This window comes from Chromobacterium sp. FG89 (assembly GCF_057808735.1).
This window is the reverse complement of sequence record NZ_JBMDIQ010000006.1, coordinates 219,610-237,931: the sequence shown is the minus strand read 5'-3', so window position 1 is coordinate 237,931 and position 18,322 is coordinate 219,610. Positions and strand designations below refer to the sequence as shown.

Here is an 18,322-nt window from a genome sequence, read left to right as displayed (position 1 = left end):
GAGCGCTTGCATGGCATGCAAGAGGTCAGCGGTTCGATCCCGCTTATCTCCACCACAATTCAGTCCCCATCGTCTAGAGGCCTAGGACATCGCCCTTTCACGGCGGTAACCGGGGTTCGAATCCCCGTGGGGACGCCAGCAATACCGGGGGTATAGCTCAGCTGGGAGAGCGCTTGCATGGCATGCAAGAGGTCAGCGGTTCGATCCCGCTTATCTCCACCAAATATAAAAGCCGAAATCTCGCGATTTCGGCTTTTATTCTTTCCCGCGCGGATTTTATTCCGTCGCCATCCTGAATTCGTTCTTACCCGCCCTCTTGGCCTGGTACATCGCCCGGTCGGCCGCATGCAGCAGACCACCCAGATCGCCGCCGTTTTCCGGAAAGAACGCCACCCCGATACTGGCCGACACCGCGCACTCATCGCCCCCCAAAGCCACCGGCTGCGCCAACACCGTCAAGAGCCGACCCACCATCACGCTGCAGGACTCTCCGCGATCCAAGCCCGGCGCCACCACCAGAAACTCGTCCCCGCCCAGGCGCACCACCAAATCCTCGCCGCGCACATGCTGACGCAGACGCTCGGCCATCGCCACCAGCAGCGCGTCGCCCGCCTCGTGCCCCCAGCCGTCGTTCACCGCCTTGAAGCCGTCCAGATCGATGAACAAGAGCGCGATGCGCTCATTGCGGCGCTTGGCCCTGGCAATCTCCTTATCCAGTTCCACCTGCAGAAAATGGCGATTGCCCAAACCGGTCAGTTGATCATGGTAGGCCAGGAAATGAATATGCGCTTCCGCCGCGCGTATCGCCGAAATATCGGAGATGGCCAGCACGTAATGACTGACCGCCCCCTCCCCGTCCCGCACCACCGACGCATGCTGCCAGCAAGGAAAGGTTTCACCCCGGCGGCGACACACCACCTCGCCCTGCCAGAAATGCCGCTCCCCCTCCAGCCGGCGGTAAAAACTCTCGCCATGCGGCTCCACATGCAGGCAATCGTCCGGATCGCTGCCCAACGATTCTTCCGCGCTCAAGCCCGTCAATCGGTAAAAGGACTCGTTCGCCGACACGATGCAACGCCGATGATCCAATACCAGAATCCCCTCCGCGCTGGCCTGAAACACCACGCTGGCTTGCCGCAGGCTGGCCTCGCTCAAATGCGCGTCGGTCACGTCTCGCGCCACCCCCACCCAACGCGCCGGCTCGCCCTGCGCGGCGAAATTGCGCCCGCACAGCTCAAGCCAGCGCTCCGCGCCCTCCGCGTCCAGCTTCACTGTTTTCTGCAAGACCCGCTCGGACTCCAAGATCCGCGTCAACTCGGCGGCGTCGGCCTCGGCCATGCCGAGCAAACCGGGTAGCCCGTCCTCGGCGACGGCGAACGGGAACGCGTCCAGAAATTCCTGCTCCCACGCCATCTCGCCGCGCCGGCCGCCCCATTCCCACACCCCCAGCCGGGCCGCCTCCACCGCCATGCGCAAGCGACGGCGCTGACGCTGCTCCTCCACCTCCGCCCTGCGCCGCGCCAGCCCCATGCGCACCGAGGCGTTCAGCTCCCGCAGCTGGTAAGGCTTGAGCAGATAGCCATAGGGCGCGCTGCCTTCCGCGTTGCGCAGCATATCGTCCTCGGCGTAGGCTGTCAGGAAGATGGACGGGATCTGGAAACGCTCGCGTATCACGCGCGCCGCCTCGGTGCCCGGCACGTCGCCATCCAGATGAATGTCCATCAACACCAGATCCGGCCGATCCGCCCCCGCCCGCCGCACCGCGTCGTCCGCATTGGCGCAGACGCCGAGCACCCGGTAGCCCAAAGACTCCAGACTGGTCTGCAAGTCCAGCGCCACCACCCCTTCGTCTTCCACGATCAACAAACCGTTGTCCATACTCATTCTGCGCTCTCCGGCTCATCGCTGAACGCGATCTCCACGCAGGCCCCGCCCGCCTCAGGCCGCAGCAAGCGAGCCTCCCCCTTCAACTGCCCCACCAGGGTGGGAATCAGGCGAAACCCCAAGGAACTGACCTCGCCCAGCTTCACCGACTCCGGAATGCCGACGCCGTCGTCCGACACCAGAATCCGGCAACGCCCGCCGTCCTCCCGCTCCAGCGCCACCTCCACCGTGCCGCGCCGATCGGGAAACGCATGCTTGAGCGCATTGGTCACCAACTCGTTCACCAGCAAGCCGCAGGGAATCGCCCGCTGCATGCCCAGATACACCGCGGCGCCCATGCCGCGGCAGCGCAAGCGCACCCCGACGTCCGACACGCTGCCGCTGAGCAACTGAGTCAGCCGCTCCAGGTAAACCCCCACGTGAATCCGGGAAAAGTCGCCGTGCTCGTACAAGAGCTGATGGATCAGCGCCATCGCGCGCACATGATTCTGACACTCGGTCAGCACCGCCACCGCCTCCGGCGGCGCCGAGCGCGTTTGCAGGTTGAGCAGACTGGAAATGACTTGCAGATTGTTTTTGACCCGGTGGTGCACCTCGTTGAGCAAGGCGGTCTTTTCCTTCAAGGCCAGCTCCAGACTGGCCTGCGCCGCCTTGCGCGCGCTGATGTCGGTAATGGTGGCCAGCACTTGCAACTCCCCGCCGTCGCGCACCGGCGTCAGGCCGATTTCGGCCGGGAACTCGCCGCCGTCGCGCCGCACTCCGAAGATTTCCTGCTGGCGCGCCATCTCCCGCGCCTCCGGGCGGCGCATATAATTTTCGATCAGCCGCCCATGGCCGTCGCGGAAGCGCTCCGGCACCAGGCCGGAAATCATCAGACCCTCCATGCCGACACCCAGATAATCGAACATCACCTCCGCCCGATGATTCGCCATCCGGATGCGCCCGCTCTGGTCTATCATCACCAAGCCGTCCAACGCGGAATCCACCACCATGCGCAAGCGGGCCTCGCCCTCGCCGCGCAGACGCTCGGCCCGCCGCTCCGCCGCCACGTCCCTGACCACCGCCAACACCCCCGCCACCTCATCCGTCGAGGCGCAATACGGCAGATAGCTGATCTGCCACTCCCTGAGCGCGCCCTTGTCGCCGGCGCCCACCCTGGAATTGACGCAAACATCCAGCACCGGCTCGCCGCTCTCCATCACCTGCCGCATCAGCGATTCCAGATATTCGCCGATCTGCGGCAGCGTTTCCGCCACGCCGCGCCCCAGATGGGCCGAATGCGGCAGGCCGTTGGCCTCCGCCAGACGTTGGTTGAGCAATCGATAACGCATCTGGCCGTCAATCAGCGCCAGTCCCACCGGAACCGCCTCCAGCACATCGGACAACACCTGTTCGGCGCAATCCAAGGCACTGCTTTCGCCCTTCAGGGATCCAGCCACCCGGCCTCCTCACGCCGCCCCCAGCTCACCGCGCCGCGCAGCCGGAAACGGCCGCGCTCAAGCGCGCGCAAACGAGGCGGTCAAGTTGTCACCAGCTTGTGTTATATGACGTATGGAATGGGAAGCAAACTGTTAAAATTGCTTAGCGCAATCAATTGGGACAGGCGCGCCAGGGCGCCGAGAACTCGACGGGAAGCCGCGACGAACGCGCGGAAACGCAAAAAGGCCACGCGATGCGTGGCCTTTTGAATTCTGGCTCCCCGAGCAGGGCTCGAACCTGCGACCTGCGGATTAACAGTCCGTCGCTCTACCAACTGAGCTATCAGGGAATATCTCTTGCGAGAGAGGGGTATATTAACCAAACCCCTGAGCGGCGTCAACACCCGGAGCGCTAAATAGCAGCGCTCCGGGCCTCAGACTACGTTCAAGGATTGCGGGTTTCCACCTGCACCAGGTCAGCCGGAGCGGCGCCCTGCTGAGCCTGACGAGTCACGTCGCGACGACGCGGCCCCGCCGGCAATACCGGCTCCTGCGCCGCGGGCGCCTCGACTACCGACTTGGTGGACACCATGACCAAGCCGCCCAGGCTTGCCGGCTCCGCCGCGGCAACGGCGCGGGTCTCAACCACGGCCGGCGCCTCGACTGCCGGCTCGACCGGCTCGACCGGATCGGCCTGTTCCGGCTCGCTCTGCGCAGCGGCAACTTCCGGCGCAGGCGCGGGTTCCGCCGCGACAAACGCCTCGACAGCCTCCAGCACCGAAACCACTTCAACCGCCGGAGCCGCCTCAAACACCGGAGCCGCTTCCACGACCGGGGCCAGCTCAATCGCCGGAGCCGCGTCAACCACCGGCTGTTCCGGCTCAACCGCCGCAACAGGCTCGAACGCTTCCCGCGCCGGCTGGACCGCTTCGACTGCCGCGGATTCAACCGCCGCCGCTTCCTCACGCTGCTCAGCCGCTGCCGCCGGCGCTTCAGCCGGCGCCTCGGCCACCGCCTCGACGACGGCTTCCACCGCTACCGCGCCGACAACGGCCGCGACCGCGATCGGCGCCGCTTCCGCCGCCGGCAGGGCAAGACCCTCTTCCTGCGGCGCTGCGGCCGGATCATCGCGACGACGGTCGCGACGGCTGCGACGACGACGACGCTCATTGCGCTCCTGCTGCTCGGCGTCGCCTTCGGCGCGAGCCTCGTCGACAACCGGCTTGCTCAGCTCCAAAGCCTGCTCTTCCGCCTGCGGCGCCTGACGACGACGCGGCTCCTGCTGCGGACGCTCCTGCTTCTCCAGCTTTTCCGGACGCTCCTGCGGCGCTTCCTCGCGCGCCGGCTGTTGACGCTGCGCGTCCTTCAGCTCGCGCGGTTCGCGGCCTTCGCGAGTCTCGCGGCCGTTGTCGCGCTCGCGGCGGCGGCCGTTGCGCGGCTGCTCGCCGCGCTCCTGGCGCTCCTCGCGTTGCGGCTGCTCTTTGCGCTCCGGACGCTCCTGGCGTTCCTGACGCTCGCCGTCCTGGCGCTCGCCGCGTTCGGCGCGCTCCGGACGACGCGGTTTCTCATCGGAACCTTGACGACGCTGCTCGTGTTCGCGACGCGCCTGACCGCCCGGACGGCGGTCGCCGTTGCGCTGGCGGTTGCCGCGTTGCTGAGACTGGGCCGCCGGCTTTTTCTTCTCGGCCGGCTGGGCCGCTTGCTCCGGCTCGGCGAACAGGCTCTTGACCCAAGCGCCCAGCTTGCCGAACAGGCCCGGCTCCGGCTCGGCCGCCTTGGCCGCCACCGTCGGCGCCGGCTGCTGAGGCGTAATGCCCTTGACCGCGGCTTCCTGACGCTCCAGCTTCGGCTTTTCATGGCCGAAGTTGGTGATCACGTCTTCTTCCTGCACTTCCACCCGCTTGTAGCTCGGCGCTTCGCCGGCTTCGGCCAGGTCGTCGTGGCGCACGCGCACGATCTTGTAATGCGGGGTTTCCAGATGGATGTTCGGGATCAGCACCACGTCCACGTCCAGACGCTCTTCGATCGAATGGATCTCGGAACGCTTTTCGTTGAGCAGGAAAGTGGCCACGTCCACCGGCACCTGCGCGTGAACCGCGCCGGTGTTTTCCTTCATCGCCTCTTCCTGAATGATGCGCAGGATGTGCAGCGCGGAGGACTCGGTGCCGCGGATGAAGCCGATGCCGTGACAGCGCGGGCAGGTCTCGTGGCTGGTCTCGCCCAGGCTGGGCTGCAGACGCTGACGCGACAATTCCAGCAGGCCGAAACGGGACAGCTTGCCCATTTGGACGCGAGCGCGGTCGTGCTTGAGCACGTCGCGCAGGCGGTTTTCCACGTCGCGCTGGTTCTTGGCGCTTTCCATGTCGATGAAGTCGATCACCACCAGGCCGCCCAGGTCGCGCAAGCGCAGTTGGCGGGCGATTTCCTCGGCCGCCTCCAGGTTGGTCTTGACCGCGGTGTCTTCGATGTCGGCGCCCTTGGTGGCGCGCGCGGAGTTGACGTCGATGGACACCAGCGCTTCGGTGTGGTCGATCACGATGGCGCCGCCGGACGGCAGCTGCACGCTGCGCGCGAAGGCGGTTTCGATCTGGTGTTCGATCTGGAAACGGGAGAACAGCGGCACATGATCCTTGTACAGCTTCACACGCGACAGCATGTTGGGCATCACATGGCTCATGAACTGACGGGCCTGATCGTAGATTTCCTCGGTGTCGATCAGCACTTCGCCGATGTCCGGATGGAAGTAATCGCGGATCGCGCGGATCACCAGGCTGCCTTCCTGCAGAATCAGGAACGGCGCGTTCTGAGCGCCGGCCGCGCCTTCAATCGCGCGCCACAGCTGCATCAGGTAACCCAGATCCCACTGCAGTTCTTCCAGATTGCGGCCGATGCCGGCGGTACGGGCGATCAGGCTCATGCCGTGCGGCACTTCCAGCTGAGACAAGAGGTCCTTCAGCTCCTGACGCTCCTCGCCCTCGATGCGGCGCGATACGCCGCCGCCGCGCGGGTTGTTGGGCATCAGCACCAGATAACGACCGGCCAGGCTGATATAGGTGGTCAGCGCGGCGCCTTTGTTGCCGCGCTCGTCCTTCTCCACCTGCACGATGACTTCCATGCCTTCGCGCAGCACATCCTGAATGCGCGGACGGCCGCCGTCATAGCCCTGGAAATAGGAACGGGACACCTCTTTGAACGGCAGGAAGCCGTGGCGTTCGGTGCCGTAATCGACAAAACAAGCCTCAAGGGAGGGCTCGATACGGGTAATCACACCCTTATAGATATTCCCCTTGCGCTGCTCCTTGCCTACAGTCTCGATATCGAGGTCGACGAGCTTTTGTCCGTCGACGATAGCAACGCGCAGCTCTTCAGCTTGCGTTGCGTTGAACAACATGCGTTTCATTTACATTCCTTGCGCGGCACTCACGCAAGGGATGCAGCCAGTATTTGACGGCCCAGTGACTATTGATGGGCGCTTTCCGAAAGAAGTGTCGATGTAAAGATCGAAAAAAACAGTTTTGACAAGCCTACTTCCTGAAAATCGATCACACGCAGACCTGACTCATGTGCGCAATTGGCGCTCCGGGATCGCCGGCCTGCCTCAAAGGGCAGGACATACAGTGCAGGGGGGCTAGCATGCCGGGTCAAACTTCGCTGCAAAATTTCCTGACTGGCTTAGCATCAGGAAATGGAATACTCGTGAGTGCGTTATGCGTACAAATGCATTACCATCGCTGCTTTTCGGTGAGCGAGTTAACCTTGGCTGCAAACGTCGCGAGCGGCATCAGGTCAGGGTCTGTAAATCCCTGCCGGCCGTCTCCAACCTCTTGCAGCAGCGCCACGCAACATGCCGTGACCTTGGCTTGACATTTCGCCGTCATCTTGGTGCAACACACCTTGGGACAGCGCCAGAAGTATAAGCAATATGACAGACATTCGCAAAGATTCCGTCTCCTTCGTCCAAGTGGACGACGGCGACGCCGGCCAACGCATCGACAACTACCTGGTGCGTTTGCTCAAGGGCGTGCCCAAGAGCCACATCTACCGCATCCTGCGCTCCGGCGAGGTGAGGGTGAACAAGGGCCGCATCGACGCAGCCTACCGCGTGCAGGCGGGCGACGAGCTGCGCATTCCGCCCATACGCGTGGCCGAGCGCGCGGAAAAGAACGTGCCGGCCGCCACCTTCCCGGTGGTGTACGAAGACAACGCGCTGCTGGTGATAGATAAACCGGCCGGCGTGGCGGTGCACGGCGGCAGCGGCGTGTCCTTCGGCGTGATCGAACAACTGCGCCAGGCGCATCCGGACTGGCGCTATCTTGAGCTGGTGCACCGGCTGGACCGCGAAACCTCCGGCCTCCTGATGCTGGCCAAGAAGCGCTCGGCGCTGACCAAGCTGCACGACATGATGCGCGCCAATGTGCCGGACAAGCGCTATCTGGCTCTGGGCCTAGGCCAGTGGCCGGACGACGCGCGCCAGGTCAAACTGCCGCTGTTCAAGTTCCACACCCCGGACGGCGAGCGCCGCGTGAAAGTCAGCGACGCCGAAAACGGCCAGTACGCGCACACCAATTTCGCGGTCAAGGAACGTTTTGCCGAGTTCACGCTGGTGGAAGCCCACCTGCGCACCGGCCGCACCCACCAGATCCGCGTGCACATGCAGGCCAACGGCTGCGCGATCGCCGGCGACGAGAAATACGGCGACTTCGCACTGAACAAGGAACTGGCCAAACGCGGCCTGAAACGCATGTTCCTGCACGCGCGCAGCCTGTCCCTGCCCCATCCGCTGACCGGCGAGCCGCTGAAACTGGAAGCGCCGCTGCCGCCGGAGCTGGAGCGTTTCCTGAAAAGCCTGAGGTCTTGAGATGAACACTCGCTTCGATCTGGTCGTTTTCGACTGGGACGGCACCCTGATGGACTCCACCGCCCATATCAGCCAGTCCATCCAGCAGGCTTGCGCCGACCTGTCCCTGCCCGTCCCCAGCCGCGAGCAGGCCAGCCACGTCATCGGCCTGCGCCTGGCCGAGGCGCTGCAACAGGCCTGTCCGGCCGCCGCCCCGGAGCAACTGCCGCGGCTGACCGAAGCCTTCCGCCATCATTACCACGCCAACCAGCATCAGGTGACCCTGTTCGACGGCGCCGTGGACTGCCTGAACGCCATCGCCGCCAGCGGCGTTTTCCTGGCGGTGGCCACCGGCAACAGCCGCGCCGGCCTCAACCGCTTGCTGGAGCATACCGGGCTCGGCCCGCTGTTCCACGCCACCCGCACCGTGGACGAATGCCATTCCAAGCCTCATCCGGACATGCTGTTGTCGCTGACCGAGATGCTAGGCGCGGACCCGCGCCGCACGCTGATGATAGGCGACACCAGCCACGACCTGCTGATGGCCGGCAACGCCGGCTGCCACGGCGTAGGCGTCGGCTTCGGCGCCCACGACAGCGAGCATCTGGAAAGCTGCGGACCGCTGGCCTTGTTCCATTCCTACCCCGAGCTGCAGACATGGCTGCTGCCGAAACTCGGATAATCTGCGCCGCGGCCGAGCTGCAGGACGGCGGCCGCGCCTGGCGCTTCGAGATCGCACAGGCGGACGGCGCCCCGCCGCTGCCCGCCTTCGCCGTGCGCTACCGCGGCAAGGTCTACGCCTACGTCAACGCCTGCCGCCACATCCCGGTGGAACTGGATTTGCGCGACGGCGAAGTCTTCGACCTCAGCGGCCATTATCTGGTGTGCAGCATGCACGGCGCCTGCTACGAAGCGCACACCGGCTATTGCGTCTCCGGCCCCTGCCGCGGCCAGCGGCTGATCGCCGTGCCCGTCTTCGAACAGGACGGCAATATCTGCATCAATGTCATGCCGTCGTGAACTTTGCTAGACTCCTGGAATTATTCAGGGAGCACCCACACATGAGCGACACCTCCAACCATTGGGAACGCCAATTGCTGGAAAAACTGGCCAGCGCCGCGTTGGTGGAACAACGCCGCGCCCGCCAGTGGAAAATTTTCTTCCGCATGATCTGGCTGATCATCATCGGTTTCATCCTGTTCAGCCTGTTCATGCGCAACGAGGACAAGGCCACCGCCGGCATCGTCGGCTCCGGGCACACCGCCGTCATCACGCTGGAAGGCGTGATCGACAGCCAGAGCGACACCGCCAACAAGCTGAGCCAGGCCCTGACCGACGCCTACGGCGACAAGAGCACCAAGGGCATCATCATCGACGCCAACAGCCCGGGCGGCAGCCCGGCGCTGTCCGGCATGGCCTATGACGAAATCCGCCGCCAGAAGAAGCTGCACCCGTCGGTGCCGGTTTACGTGGTGGTCAGCGAGGTCTGCGCGTCCGGCTGCTATTACATCGCCTCCGCCGCCGACAAGATCTTCGTCGACAAGGCCAGCATCATCGGCTCCATCGGCGTGCTGTCCGACGGCTTCGGCTTCACCGGCGCCATGGAAAAACTGGGCGTGGACCGCCGCCTGCGCACCTCCGGCGAGAACAAGGCGATGGGCGACCCCTTCTCCCCGGTCAACCCCAAGCAAGAAGCCATCCGCCAGCAATTGCTGGACGACATCCACCAGCAATTCATCGCGGCGGTCCAGGCTGGCCGCGGCCAGCGCCTGGCCAAGGACCCGCAACTGTTCTCCGGCATGGTGTGGCTGGGCGACAAGAGCATCCCGCTGGGCCTGGCCGACGGCCTGGGCACGGTGCGCTCGGTGGCGCGCGACGTGATCAAGGCGGAGAAAACCGTCGACTATACTCAGCAAGACGATCTGTCCAGCCGCGTGGCGCGCAAGATCGGCGTGGAGTTCGCCGGCGGCGTGAAGAGTCTGTTCGACACCAAGCTGTTCTGACCAACCGGCAAGGCACACCATGGCGCGCAGAAGAAAACGACAGGAAGAAGAACACGAGAACCATGAACGTTGGCTGGTTTCCTACGCCGACTTCATCACCCTGCTGTTCGCTTTCTTCGTGGTGATGTACGCGATCTCCTCGGTCAACGAGGGCAAGTACCGCGTGCTCTCCTCCGCCATCGTGGACGCCTTCCGCTCCGGCTCCACCATCAGCGTCAACACCACCCCGCCCAGCGGCGGGGCCAACACCATGATAGAGATCCCCGAGACCAAACCCATCGCCAAGGCGGTCAAGGGAGAACACCAGGCCGAGAAAAAAGCCAACACCGGCTCCGCCCAGGGCGACGAAAAAACCCGGCTCGCCAACCTGACCCAGGATCTGGCCAAAGTGATGGACCCGCTGGTCAAGAGCGGCCAGGTCACCATCACCCACAGCAGCAAGGGCGTCACCATCGACATCCGCGACACCGCGCTCTTCCCCACCGGACAGGCGCAGCCCAACGAACAGTCGCGCCAGCTGATGGCCAATATGGCGCTGCAGCTGGCCAAGGTGGACAATCCGATCCGAGTGGAAGGCTTCACCGACACCGTGCCCATCCGCAATTCCTACTTCCCGTCCAACTGGGAACTGTCCGCCTCGCGCGCCGGCAGCGTGGTGCGCCTGTTCCAGGAAAACGGCATCAAGCCGGAACGGCTGGTGGCGGTGGGCCGAGGCGCCAACCTGCCGGTGGGCGACAACGCCACCGCCGACGGCCGCGCCAGCAACCGCCGCGTCGCCATCACCGTGCTGGCGAGCGGGCTGAGCGACGCCGAAGTGCTGTCGCCGCAAGACGCATCCATGGCCAATGGCCGCTAACACCCCTGTTTCTCAAGAGGAGCACGATATGAGCACCCCGATTCATCATTCCGCGCTGGAACAGCTGTTCCTCAACGCCCGCACCCACAGCCACTGGCAGGACCGCCCGGTCAGCGCCGAAACGCTGCACCAGCTGTTCGACCTGCTGAAAATGGCGCCCACCAGCGCCAACTGCTCGCCGGCGCGCTTCATCTTCGTGCAAAGCGACGCCGCCAAGGCCAAGCTCAAGCCCTGCCTGGCCGAAGGCAACGTCGAAAAAACCATGGCCGCGCCGGTCTGCGTGATCGTGGCTCAGGACATGCGTTTCTACGAGCACCTGCCCAAGCTCTACCCGCACGCCGACGCCAGAAGCTGGTTCGAAGGCAACGACGCGGCGATCCAGGCCACCGCCTCACGCAACAGCAGCCTGCAAGGCGGCTACCTGTTGCTGGCCGCGCGCTCGCTGGGGCTGGACTGCGGTCCGATGTCCGGCTTCGACAACGCCGCGGTGGACCAGGCCTTCTTCCCGGACGGCCGCTTCAAGTCCAACTTCCTGGTCAACCTGGGCTACGGCGCAGCGGACAAGCTCTACCCGCGCTCGCCGCGCTTCGAGTTTGACGACGCCTGCCAGATTCTTTAATCCCCCCGCCCGATGCCCGGTTATAATGCCGGGCATTTTGCTGCCTGGAGAAACAAGATGCTCTATTCGCTTCTGCGCCCGCTGCTGTTCCGCTTTGACGCAGAGACCGCCCACGAACAGACGCTGGCCATGCTGGACCAGGCGCACAAGCTGCGCCTGAGCACGCTGACCTGCCACAGCGCCGCGCGCAAGCCGGTGCAAGCCATGGGCCTGACCTTCCCCAACGCGGTGGGACTCGCCGCCGGGCTGGACAAGAATGGAGCGCATATCGACGCCTTGGCCGCGCTGGGTTTCGGCTTCATCGAAATCGGCACCGTCACCCCGCGGCCCCAGCCGGGCAATCCCAAGCCGCGGCTGTTCCGCCTGCCGGAGCACCAGGCCATCATCAACCGCATGGGCTTCAACAATCTGGGCGTGGACACCCTGCTGGACAATGTCCGCCGCTGCAAATTCCAGGGCGTGCTCGGCATCAATATCGGCAAGAACGCCGCCACCCCGATAGAAAACGCCGCCGACGACTACCTGGCCTGCCTGGACAAGGTCTACGCCTACGCCAGCTATGTCGCCGTCAACATTTCCTCGCCCAACACCAAGAACCTGCGCCAGTTGCAGGAGGGCGACGAACTGGGCCGCCTGTTGGCGCAATTGAAGCAGCGCCAGCAGGCGCTGGCCGACAAGCACGGCCGCCACGTGCCGCTGGCGCTGAAGATCGCGCCGGATCTGGACGACGATCAGATCGTCGCCATCGCCCGCCTGCTGACCGAACACCGCATCGACGGCGTCATCGCCACCAACACCACGCTCTCACGCGAGGCCGTGGCCGGCCACCCGTTGGCGGAGCAGGCCGGCGGCCTGTCCGGCGCGCCGGTCAAAGACCGTTCCACAACAGTTATTCGCAAATTAGCCAAGGAACTTGACGGCGCTCTGCCTATCATAGGAGTTGGCGGCATCCTGTCCGGGCGGGACGCCGTGGAAAAACTGGACGCCGGCGCCAGCCTGGTGCAAGTCTACAGCGGCCTGATCTACCGAGGCCCGGCGCTGGTGGCCGAATGCGCGAATGCGATCGCAGCGCGCGCCAAACCCTGAACAACAGCACGCGCGGCCGCGCACGGGCCCTTCCTCAGGAAGCCCGGCGACAGGCCCGCGGCGACCATCCCGGGGCAAACCGGCTCGCTTATATAACATGGGACTCACTCATATGAACGCAAAACAACTGATTCGTCTTTCCGCCGTCGCGCTGCTGAGCGCCGGCGTGCTCACCGGCTGCGCCACCTCCGACTCCGCCGCCGTCTACTCCAAAGGCCAGATGCGCCAGGCGCAGACCGTGCAGCTGGGCACCGTGGTGTCGGTGCAGAACGTGAAAATGGAAGGCAGCAACAATGAGCTGCTGACTCTGGGCGGCGCCGCGCTGGGCGGCCTGGCCGGCAGCAATATCGGCGGCGGCAAGGGCCAGATCGCCGGCGGCATCGTAGGCGCGCTGGCCGGCGGCTTCGGCGCCCAGGCCGCTCAACGCGGCCTGAGCAAGAACGCGCTGGAAATCACCGTCAAGCTGGACGGTTCCGGCCGCATGATCTCCATCGTGCAGGAAGCCGACATTCCGTTCTCCGCCAACCAGCGCGTGCGCGTGCTGACCGGCGGCGGCAACGACCGCGTGGTGCCGTTCTAAGCATCCGTTCAAGGCCCGCCGTCGCACGTCTTCGACTCGCAGGCCTTGAACAGGCTCTGACGCGGACCGCGTCAGCAATGAAAAAGCCGGCGCTCGCGCCGGCTTTTTCATTGGGTGCCGCTCACTCGTCCCGCGGCCTGGACAACTCCACCCACCGCCCATCCATCAAGGCCTGCAGGGGCTGATACATCGCCTTGTAGGACATCTTCTGGCATTCGCGTATCCAATAGCCCAGATACAGGTGCGGCAGCCCCAGCCGCCGCGTCAGCTCCGCCTGCCACAACACATTGAACACGCCCAGGCTGGATTTGGCGTCTTCCGGATCGTAAAAGGTGTACACCGCGGACAGGCCGTCGGCCAGGCGGTCGATCAGGCTGACCATCTTCAATTCGCCGTCCAGGCGGAACTCCGCCAGCATGCTGTCCACCCCGCTTTTCAGGATGAACTCCGAATACTGCTGCGGATCGTCGTCCGACATGCCGCCGCCGGCGTGCCGCGACTGCTGATACCAGCGATACAGCGCATAGTGTTCGGCGTCGAACTCCAGCGGCAGCAGGCGCACCTGCATCGCCTCCAGCCGCCGCGCCACCTTGCGCTGAGTGCGGCTGGGCGCGAAGCGCTCCACCGGAATCCGCACCGGCACGCAAGCCTGGCAACTGTCGCAATACGGCCGATAGGTATACAGGCCGCTGCGGCGGAAGCCCAGCTTCACCAACTGGCTGTAAACCTCGCCATCGATCGCCTCCGCCGGGATCGCCACCTGCGAACGCGCCTGACGCCCGGCCAGATAACTACAGGGATAGGGCGCGGTGGCGTAGAAATGGATGGCCACTGTCGGGCCGGGATCACGATGGCTCATTGGTATACCGGTAGTTCCACATCGCGGCGGGCTGCGCCCGTCGGGCATTCTCTTTCAGAGTAGCAAGAAATGTCTGACGCGAAACCAACTTGGCGCCCAAGCTCTGCAAATGGCGGGTGTGCATCTGACAATCTATCATCGTCACCCCCTGCGTCCGCAAATGGCGCACCATGTGGATGAAGGCCAGCTTGGACGCGTTGCTGCGCCGGGAGAACATGGATTCGCCGTAGAACATCAAGCCCAGGCCGATGCCGTACAGGCCGCCGACCAGCTCGCCGTCCATCCAGGTCTCGAAAGAGTGCGCGTAGCCCAGCCGGTGCAGACGGCAATAGGCGTCCACCATCTCCGGCACGATCCAGGTGCCCTGCTGCTGCGCCCTTGGTTCGGCGCAGGCCGACATCACTTCGCGGAAGGCGGTGTCCACGCGGATTTCGTAATGTTGATTGCGCAGCAGCTTGTCCATGGAACGGCTGACTTTGAGCTCGTCCGGACTCAGCACCATGCGCGGCGCCGGCGACCACCACAAAATGGGCTCGCCTTCGGAAAACCAGGGGAAAATACCTTGGGAGTAAGCAGCCAGGATGCGCTGCGGGGACAAATCGCCTCCGGCGGCCAGCAAACCGTTGGGTTCGCGCAGAGCCAGCCGCACCGGAGGGAAGACCGGCTCAGGACCGAGCCAGGGAATCATGCCTTCTTGGCGTTAAGGCAGTCCGGGCACTCGCCGTACATGTACAGCGCGTGATCGACGATGCGGAAGCCGTGCTGCTCGGCGATGCGGTCTTGCAAAGCCTCGATCTCCGGATCGAAGAACTCGACCACCTTGCCGCAGCTGACGCACACCATGTGATCGTGATGACCGCCCTGGTTCAGCTCGTACACCGCTTTGCCGGTTTCGAAATGGTGGCGCACCAGAATGCCCGCCTGCTCGAACTGCGTCAGCACGCGGTAAATGGTGGCAAGGCCGATGTCGATATTTTCCGCGAGCAGCTTGCGGTAGACATCTTCCGCCGACATGTGGCCGGCGTGCTCCTCCTCGAACAGATCGAGGATTTTCAAACGCGGGCCGGTGGCCTTGAGGCCGATATCTTTAAGGTGACTGGCTTTGCTCATCGTGATATAAAGTGGGTCGATTTCAGATCATGATAAAGCCTTTTCACGGCTTTGCCTAATTACCGCCTCATAACTTTTAGGTCACGGAGTATCATGCGCGCCCTGATTTTTGTCGCCGTCCTTGCCCTCTCCGGCTGCAGCTCAATGAACCCTCTGAACTGGCTCAGCCCGCACAAGATGGAAATCCAGCAGGGCAATTATGTCACAGAGGATGCCGTCGCCAAACTTAAACCGGGCATGACGCGCTCGCAAGTGCGTTTCCTGTTGGGTTCTCCGCTACTGGCCGACGCGTTTCACGCCAATCGCTGGGATTACACCTATAGCGACATCAAGCAGGGCAAGCTGGATAAAAACAGCAACCGCCTGTTGACCGTCCACTTCAACGGCGACGTGCTGGAGCGCGTGGAAGGCCAGGCGCAGCCGGCCGAACGCCCGCCGCTGACCGCCTCCGCGCCGGCCCAGGAAGCCAAGCCATGAGCGCCGCCCCGCTGAAACTGGTGGTCGTCGGCGCCGGCGGCCGCATGGGCAAGACCCTGATTGAAGCGGCGCTGGCCGCGCCCGGCGTGGCTCTGCACGCCGCGGTGGACCGCCCCGGCTCGGAATTCATCGGCCAGGACGCCGGCCTGTTCATCGGCAAGCACACCGGCGTCAAGATAGGCGGCGACTTCCTCCAGGCGCTGGAAGGCGCCGACGCCGTCATCGACTTCACCCGCCCGGAAGGCACGCTGGAACACCTGGCCGCCTGCGCCGAGCGCGGCGTGCAGATGATCATCGGCACCACCGGCTTCGACGAGGCCGGCAAGGCGGCGATCCGCGCCGCCGGCGACCGGATCGGCATCGTGTTCGCCTCCAATTTCAGCGTTGGCGTCAACCTCACCTTCAAGCTGCTGGACATGGCGGCGCGAGTGCTGGACGACGGCTACGACATCGAAATCATCGAAGCCCACCACCGTCATAAAGTGGACGCGCCGTCCGGCACCGCGCTGCGCATGGGCGAAGTCATCGCCGACGCGCTGGGCCGCGACTTGAAAGAATGCGCGGTTTACGGCCGCGAAGGCGTGACCGGCGAGCGCGATCCGCACACCATAGGCTTCGCCACCGTGCGCGGCGGCGACGTGGTCGGCGACCACACCGCCTTGTTCGCCGCCATCGGCGAACGCGTGGAAATCAGCCACAAGGCCTCCAGCCGCGCCACCTTCGCCAACGGCGCGGTGCGCGCCGCGCGCTGGCTGGCCGGCAAACCGCGCGGCCTGTTCGATATGCAGGACGTGCTGGGCCTGCGCTAAGCGCCGGCGGGGAGCCCCTCCCCGCCCCCCTTTCCATGCGCCTCTTCCCGCTGACCCTGGCCCTCGCGGCCGGCCTGATTCTCCTCTCTCTCGCCTCGCTGCTGCACGGCAGCGGCATGGACGCGTCCCGTTTGCTGGCCGGCCAGCCCTTGCCGGAACTGGAATGGCAATTGCTGTGGCAGCTGCGGCTGCCGCGCCTGCTGGCCAGCGCCAGCGCCGGCGCCTTGCTGGCCAGCGCCGGCGCGGCGGTGCAGGCGCGTTTCCGCAACCCGCTGGCCGAACCCGGCCTGATCGGCATCAACAGCGGCGCGGCGCTGGCCGCCGCCGCCGCGCTGAGCCTGGGCGCCGGCCTTTACGCGGTGTCCGCGTCCGCCTTCGCCGGCGGCCTGTTCTCCTTATTGCTGATACGCCTGCTGGGCCAGACCCAACAAGGCGGCAGCCGGCTGATCCTCAGCGGTCTCGCCATCAGCTCCTTGCTGGGCAGCCTGCTGACCCTGCTGATCACCACCCTGCCCGACGGCTCCTTGCGCGTGGTGATTTTCTGGCTGATGGGCAGCTTCGCCAGCGTGGACTGGCCGCAAACCGTCTTGCTGTGCGCGGCCGCGCCGCTGGTCTGGCTGGCGCTGCACCGGCAGTGGCGCTTTCTCAACGCGCTGCAATTGGGCGAAACCGCCGCCTTTCACCTGGGCTTTGAAGTGCGTCGCCGCGAATGGCAGGTGGTGATCCTGGCGGCCCTGGCCGCCGGCCTGGTGGTGTCCGCCTGCGGCATGATCGGTTTCATCGGCCTGATGGGCCCGCACCTGGCGCGCCAACTGGTGGGCGGCAACGCGCGCCGGCTGCTGTGGATCGCGCCCATGCTGGGCGCGCTGCTGGCCATCGCCTCGGACTGGCTGGCGCGCAGCCTGCTGGCGCCCAGCGAACTGCCGGTGGGCGTGATCACCAGCCTGATAGGCGCGCCCTTCTTCCTGTGGCTGCTGCGGCAAAGCGCGGAAAAGGACGCCCATGCTTGAAGCGCGCGCCCTCAGCCTTTCCCGCCAGGGCCGCCTCTTGGTGGAGGCGGTGTCCCTGCGCGTGGCGCCGGGCGAACTCAATATCGTGCTAGGCCCCAACGGGGCCGGCAAAAGCAGCTTGCTGGGCATGCTGGCCGGCCTGCACCCGCCCAGCGCCGGCGAGGCGTGGATGGCCGGGCGGCCGCTGCGCGGCCAATCCGCCGCGCAACTGGCGCGCCAGCGCGCGGTGGTGGAGCAAAATCCGCTGACGCCGGCCGGCTGGAGCACGATGGAGCTGATCCAGTCCGGCGCCTATCTGCTGGGCGACGCCGGCGCGGCCTGCCGCCAGGCGATGGAACTCACCTGCACCGCGGAGCTGGCGCGACGCCAGGCGCGCACGCTGTCCGGCGGCGAACAGCAACGCGTCCACCTGGCGCGCGCGCTGTGCCAGTTGCTGGCCTCGACGGACGCGGAACGCTATCTATTGCTGGACGAACCCACCGCCGCGCTGGACTTCGCCATGGCCGACGCGCTGCTGGCGCAGGTGGCCCGCATCTGCCGCGAGCTGAACATCGGCGCGCTGGCCGTGGTGCACGATCTGAACCTGGCGCTGCGCCACGCCGACAATGTGCTGCTGCTGAACGAAGGACGCGCCGCCGGCTTCGGACCCACGCCCGAAATCATGCGGCGGGAAACGCTGGAGGCGGTTTACGGCGTGCGGCTGGCGGAGCTGAGCAGCCGGGAGCACGCCTTGCGGGCTTTCGTGCCCTTGCCCCACCCGCACCAAGAGTAAAC

The 18,322-nt window shown here is 65.2% G+C and carries 18 protein-coding genes and 3 tRNA genes; 14 read left to right on the top strand and 7 right to left on the bottom strand.

From position 1 onward, the window contains the following. The first annotated feature begins 62 nt into the window (after positions 1-62). Together ACODRW_RS08700 and ACODRW_RS08695 are read left to right on the top strand one after the other, a co-directional pair. Positions 63-138 (top strand) — tRNA-Glu (locus tag ACODRW_RS08700). 8 nt (positions 139-146) lie between these two features. Next, positions 147-222 (top strand) — tRNA-Ala (locus tag ACODRW_RS08695). Positions 223-276: 54 nt separating this feature from the next. On the opposite strand, the gene ACODRW_RS08690 is transcribed toward ACODRW_RS08695, so the two are convergent. The 4 genes from ACODRW_RS08690 to ACODRW_RS08675 form a co-directional block, all read right to left on the bottom strand. Then, positions 277-1,884, bottom strand: coding sequence for a diguanylate cyclase domain-containing protein (locus tag ACODRW_RS08690; protein WP_488905548.1), 1,608 nt, complete (start codon positions 1,882-1,884; stop codon positions 277-279). Next, positions 1,881-3,323: a sensor histidine kinase gene (locus tag ACODRW_RS08685; protein WP_488905547.1), complete on the bottom strand. Its 1,443-nt coding sequence runs from the start codon at positions 3,321-3,323 to the stop codon at positions 1,881-1,883. Before ACODRW_RS08685 ends, ACODRW_RS08690 begins: the two co-directional genes overlap by 4 nt. 253 nt (positions 3,324-3,576) lie before the next feature. Then, positions 3,577-3,652 (bottom strand) — tRNA-Asn (locus ACODRW_RS08680). A 95-nt stretch (positions 3,653-3,747) separates the two neighbouring features. Continuing rightward, positions 3,748-6,702, bottom strand: coding sequence for an Rne/Rng family ribonuclease (locus ACODRW_RS08675; RefSeq protein ID WP_488905546.1), 2,955 nt, complete (start codon positions 6,700-6,702; stop codon positions 3,748-3,750). Between the two features lie 522 nt (positions 6,703-7,224). On the opposite strand from ACODRW_RS08675, the gene ACODRW_RS08670 reads away from it, so the two are divergent. From ACODRW_RS08670 to ACODRW_RS08635, 8 genes are all read left to right on the top strand, one after another. Further along, positions 7,225-8,160, top strand: coding sequence for an RluA family pseudouridine synthase (locus tag ACODRW_RS08670; protein WP_107799842.1), 936 nt, complete (start codon positions 7,225-7,227; stop codon positions 8,158-8,160). 1 nt (position 8,161) lies between these two features. Continuing rightward, positions 8,162-8,821, top strand: a complete 660-nt coding sequence (locus tag ACODRW_RS08665) for an HAD-IA family hydrolase (protein WP_488905545.1) — start codon at positions 8,162-8,164, stop codon at positions 8,819-8,821. Further along, positions 8,797-9,159 carry a Rieske (2Fe-2S) protein gene (locus tag ACODRW_RS08660; protein ID WP_235087601.1) on the top strand — a complete coding sequence of 121 codons (363 nt, stop codon included), beginning with the start codon at positions 8,797-8,799 and terminating at the stop codon, positions 9,157-9,159. Before ACODRW_RS08665 ends, ACODRW_RS08660 begins: the two co-directional genes overlap by 25 nt. Before the next feature lie 41 nt (positions 9,160-9,200). Then, positions 9,201-10,142 carry a S49 family peptidase gene (locus tag ACODRW_RS08655; RefSeq protein WP_107799845.1) on the top strand — a complete coding sequence of 314 codons (942 nt, stop codon included), beginning with the start codon at positions 9,201-9,203 and terminating at the stop codon, positions 10,140-10,142. A 19-nt stretch (positions 10,143-10,161) separates the two neighbouring features. Further along, positions 10,162-10,998: a flagellar motor protein MotD gene (gene motD / locus ACODRW_RS08650; protein WP_019101524.1), complete on the top strand. Its 837-nt coding sequence runs from the start codon at positions 10,162-10,164 to the stop codon at positions 10,996-10,998. A 28-nt stretch (positions 10,999-11,026) separates the two neighbouring features. Next, entirely contained in the window at positions 11,027-11,617 is a 591-nt protein-coding gene (locus tag ACODRW_RS08645; RefSeq protein WP_235087599.1) for a malonic semialdehyde reductase, read from the top strand. A 57-nt stretch (positions 11,618-11,674) separates the two neighbouring features. Then, the gene (locus ACODRW_RS08640; RefSeq protein WP_227104168.1) at positions 11,675-12,703 is read left to right on the top strand and encodes a quinone-dependent dihydroorotate dehydrogenase; all 1,029 of its coding nucleotides are present in this window, start codon (positions 11,675-11,677) and stop codon (positions 12,701-12,703) included. 112 nt (positions 12,704-12,815) lie between these two features. Beyond that, complete coding sequence (locus ACODRW_RS08635) at positions 12,816-13,283, top strand: outer membrane lipoprotein (protein ID WP_048415794.1); 468 nt, start codon at positions 12,816-12,818, stop codon at positions 13,281-13,283. A gap of 121 nt (positions 13,284-13,404) precedes the next feature. Here the strand turns inward: ACODRW_RS08635 and ACODRW_RS08630 are convergent, their stop codons facing one another. From ACODRW_RS08630 to fur, 3 genes are read right to left on the bottom strand one after another with little or no spacing between them, the layout of a single operon-like run. After that, positions 13,405-14,142 (bottom strand): arginyltransferase, encoded by a 738-nt coding sequence (locus ACODRW_RS08630; RefSeq protein WP_107799849.1) that lies wholly within the window; start codon positions 14,140-14,142, stop codon positions 13,405-13,407. Then, a complete protein-coding gene (gene aat, locus ACODRW_RS08625; RefSeq protein WP_235087594.1) occupies positions 14,129-14,830 on the bottom strand; it encodes a leucyl/phenylalanyl-tRNA--protein transferase in 702 nt (233 codons plus the stop codon). The genes ACODRW_RS08630 and aat overlap by 14 nt, the downstream gene beginning before the upstream one ends. Next, positions 14,827-15,252 carry a ferric iron uptake transcriptional regulator gene (fur, locus tag ACODRW_RS08620; RefSeq protein ID WP_019101530.1) on the bottom strand — a complete coding sequence of 142 codons (426 nt, stop codon included), beginning with the start codon at positions 15,250-15,252 and terminating at the stop codon, positions 14,827-14,829. The genes aat and fur overlap by 4 nt, the downstream gene beginning before the upstream one ends. A gap of 144 nt (positions 15,253-15,396) precedes the next feature. Between fur and ACODRW_RS08615 the strand changes: the two genes are divergently transcribed. Genes ACODRW_RS08615 through ACODRW_RS08600 form a run of 4 tightly spaced genes read left to right on the top strand, consistent with a single transcriptional unit; the run spans position 15,397 to position 18,320 of the window. Further along, entirely contained in the window at positions 15,397-15,729 is a 333-nt protein-coding gene (locus tag ACODRW_RS08615; protein WP_233246701.1) for an outer membrane protein assembly factor BamE, read from the top strand. Continuing rightward, entirely contained in the window at positions 15,726-16,538 is an 813-nt protein-coding gene (gene dapB, locus ACODRW_RS08610) for a 4-hydroxy-tetrahydrodipicolinate reductase (protein ID WP_488905544.1), read from the top strand. The genes ACODRW_RS08615 and dapB overlap by 4 nt, the downstream gene beginning before the upstream one ends. Before the next feature lie 35 nt (positions 16,539-16,573). Further along, complete coding sequence (locus ACODRW_RS08605) at positions 16,574-17,548, top strand: FecCD family ABC transporter permease (protein WP_107799853.1); 975 nt, start codon at positions 16,574-16,576, stop codon at positions 17,546-17,548. Continuing rightward, on the top strand, positions 17,541-18,320 hold the full coding sequence (locus ACODRW_RS08600; RefSeq protein WP_488905543.1) for an ABC transporter ATP-binding protein: 780 nt from the start codon (positions 17,541-17,543) through the stop codon (positions 18,318-18,320). Before ACODRW_RS08605 ends, ACODRW_RS08600 begins: the two co-directional genes overlap by 8 nt. Positions 18,321-18,322 lie beyond the last annotated feature (2 nt).

What these genes read in the sequence shown, in the direction of transcription:
- ACODRW_RS08690 (WP_488905548.1), bottom strand. Translation starts at nt 1,884, where the DNA reads ATGAGTATGGACAACGGTTTGTTGATCGTGGAAGACGAAGGGGTGGTG.
- ACODRW_RS08675 (WP_488905546.1), bottom strand. Translation starts at nt 6,702, where the DNA reads ATGAAACGCATGTTGTTCAACGCAACGCAAGCTGAAGAGCTGCGCGTT.
- ACODRW_RS08670 (WP_107799842.1), top strand. Translation starts at nt 7,225, where the DNA reads ATGACAGACATTCGCAAAGATTCCGTCTCCTTCGTCCAAGTGGACGAC.
- ACODRW_RS08665 (WP_488905545.1), top strand. Translation starts at nt 8,162, where the DNA reads ATGAACACTCGCTTCGATCTGGTCGTTTTCGACTGGGACGGCACCCTG.
- ACODRW_RS08660 (WP_235087601.1), top strand. Translation starts at nt 8,797, where the DNA reads ATGGCTGCTGCCGAAACTCGGATAATCTGCGCCGCGGCCGAGCTGCAG.
- ACODRW_RS08655 (WP_107799845.1), top strand. Translation starts at nt 9,201, where the DNA reads ATGAGCGACACCTCCAACCATTGGGAACGCCAATTGCTGGAAAAACTG.
- motD (WP_019101524.1), top strand. Translation starts at nt 10,162, where the DNA reads ATGGCGCGCAGAAGAAAACGACAGGAAGAAGAACACGAGAACCATGAA.
- ACODRW_RS08645 (WP_235087599.1), top strand. Translation starts at nt 11,027, where the DNA reads ATGAGCACCCCGATTCATCATTCCGCGCTGGAACAGCTGTTCCTCAAC.
- ACODRW_RS08640 (WP_227104168.1), top strand. Translation starts at nt 11,675, where the DNA reads ATGCTCTATTCGCTTCTGCGCCCGCTGCTGTTCCGCTTTGACGCAGAG.
- ACODRW_RS08635 (WP_048415794.1), top strand. Translation starts at nt 12,816, where the DNA reads ATGAACGCAAAACAACTGATTCGTCTTTCCGCCGTCGCGCTGCTGAGC.
- ACODRW_RS08630 (WP_107799849.1), bottom strand. Translation starts at nt 14,142, where the DNA reads ATGAGCCATCGTGATCCCGGCCCGACAGTGGCCATCCATTTCTACGCC.
- aat (WP_235087594.1), bottom strand. Translation starts at nt 14,830, where the DNA reads ATGATTCCCTGGCTCGGTCCTGAGCCGGTCTTCCCTCCGGTGCGGCTG.
- fur (WP_019101530.1), bottom strand. Translation starts at nt 15,252, where the DNA reads ATGAGCAAAGCCAGTCACCTTAAAGATATCGGCCTCAAGGCCACCGGC.
- ACODRW_RS08615 (WP_233246701.1), top strand. Translation starts at nt 15,397, where the DNA reads ATGAACCCTCTGAACTGGCTCAGCCCGCACAAGATGGAAATCCAGCAG.
- dapB (WP_488905544.1), top strand. Translation starts at nt 15,726, where the DNA reads ATGAGCGCCGCCCCGCTGAAACTGGTGGTCGTCGGCGCCGGCGGCCGC.
- ACODRW_RS08605 (WP_107799853.1), top strand. Translation starts at nt 16,574, where the DNA reads ATGCGCCTCTTCCCGCTGACCCTGGCCCTCGCGGCCGGCCTGATTCTC.
- ACODRW_RS08600 (WP_488905543.1), top strand. Translation starts at nt 17,541, where the DNA reads ATGCTTGAAGCGCGCGCCCTCAGCCTTTCCCGCCAGGGCCGCCTCTTG.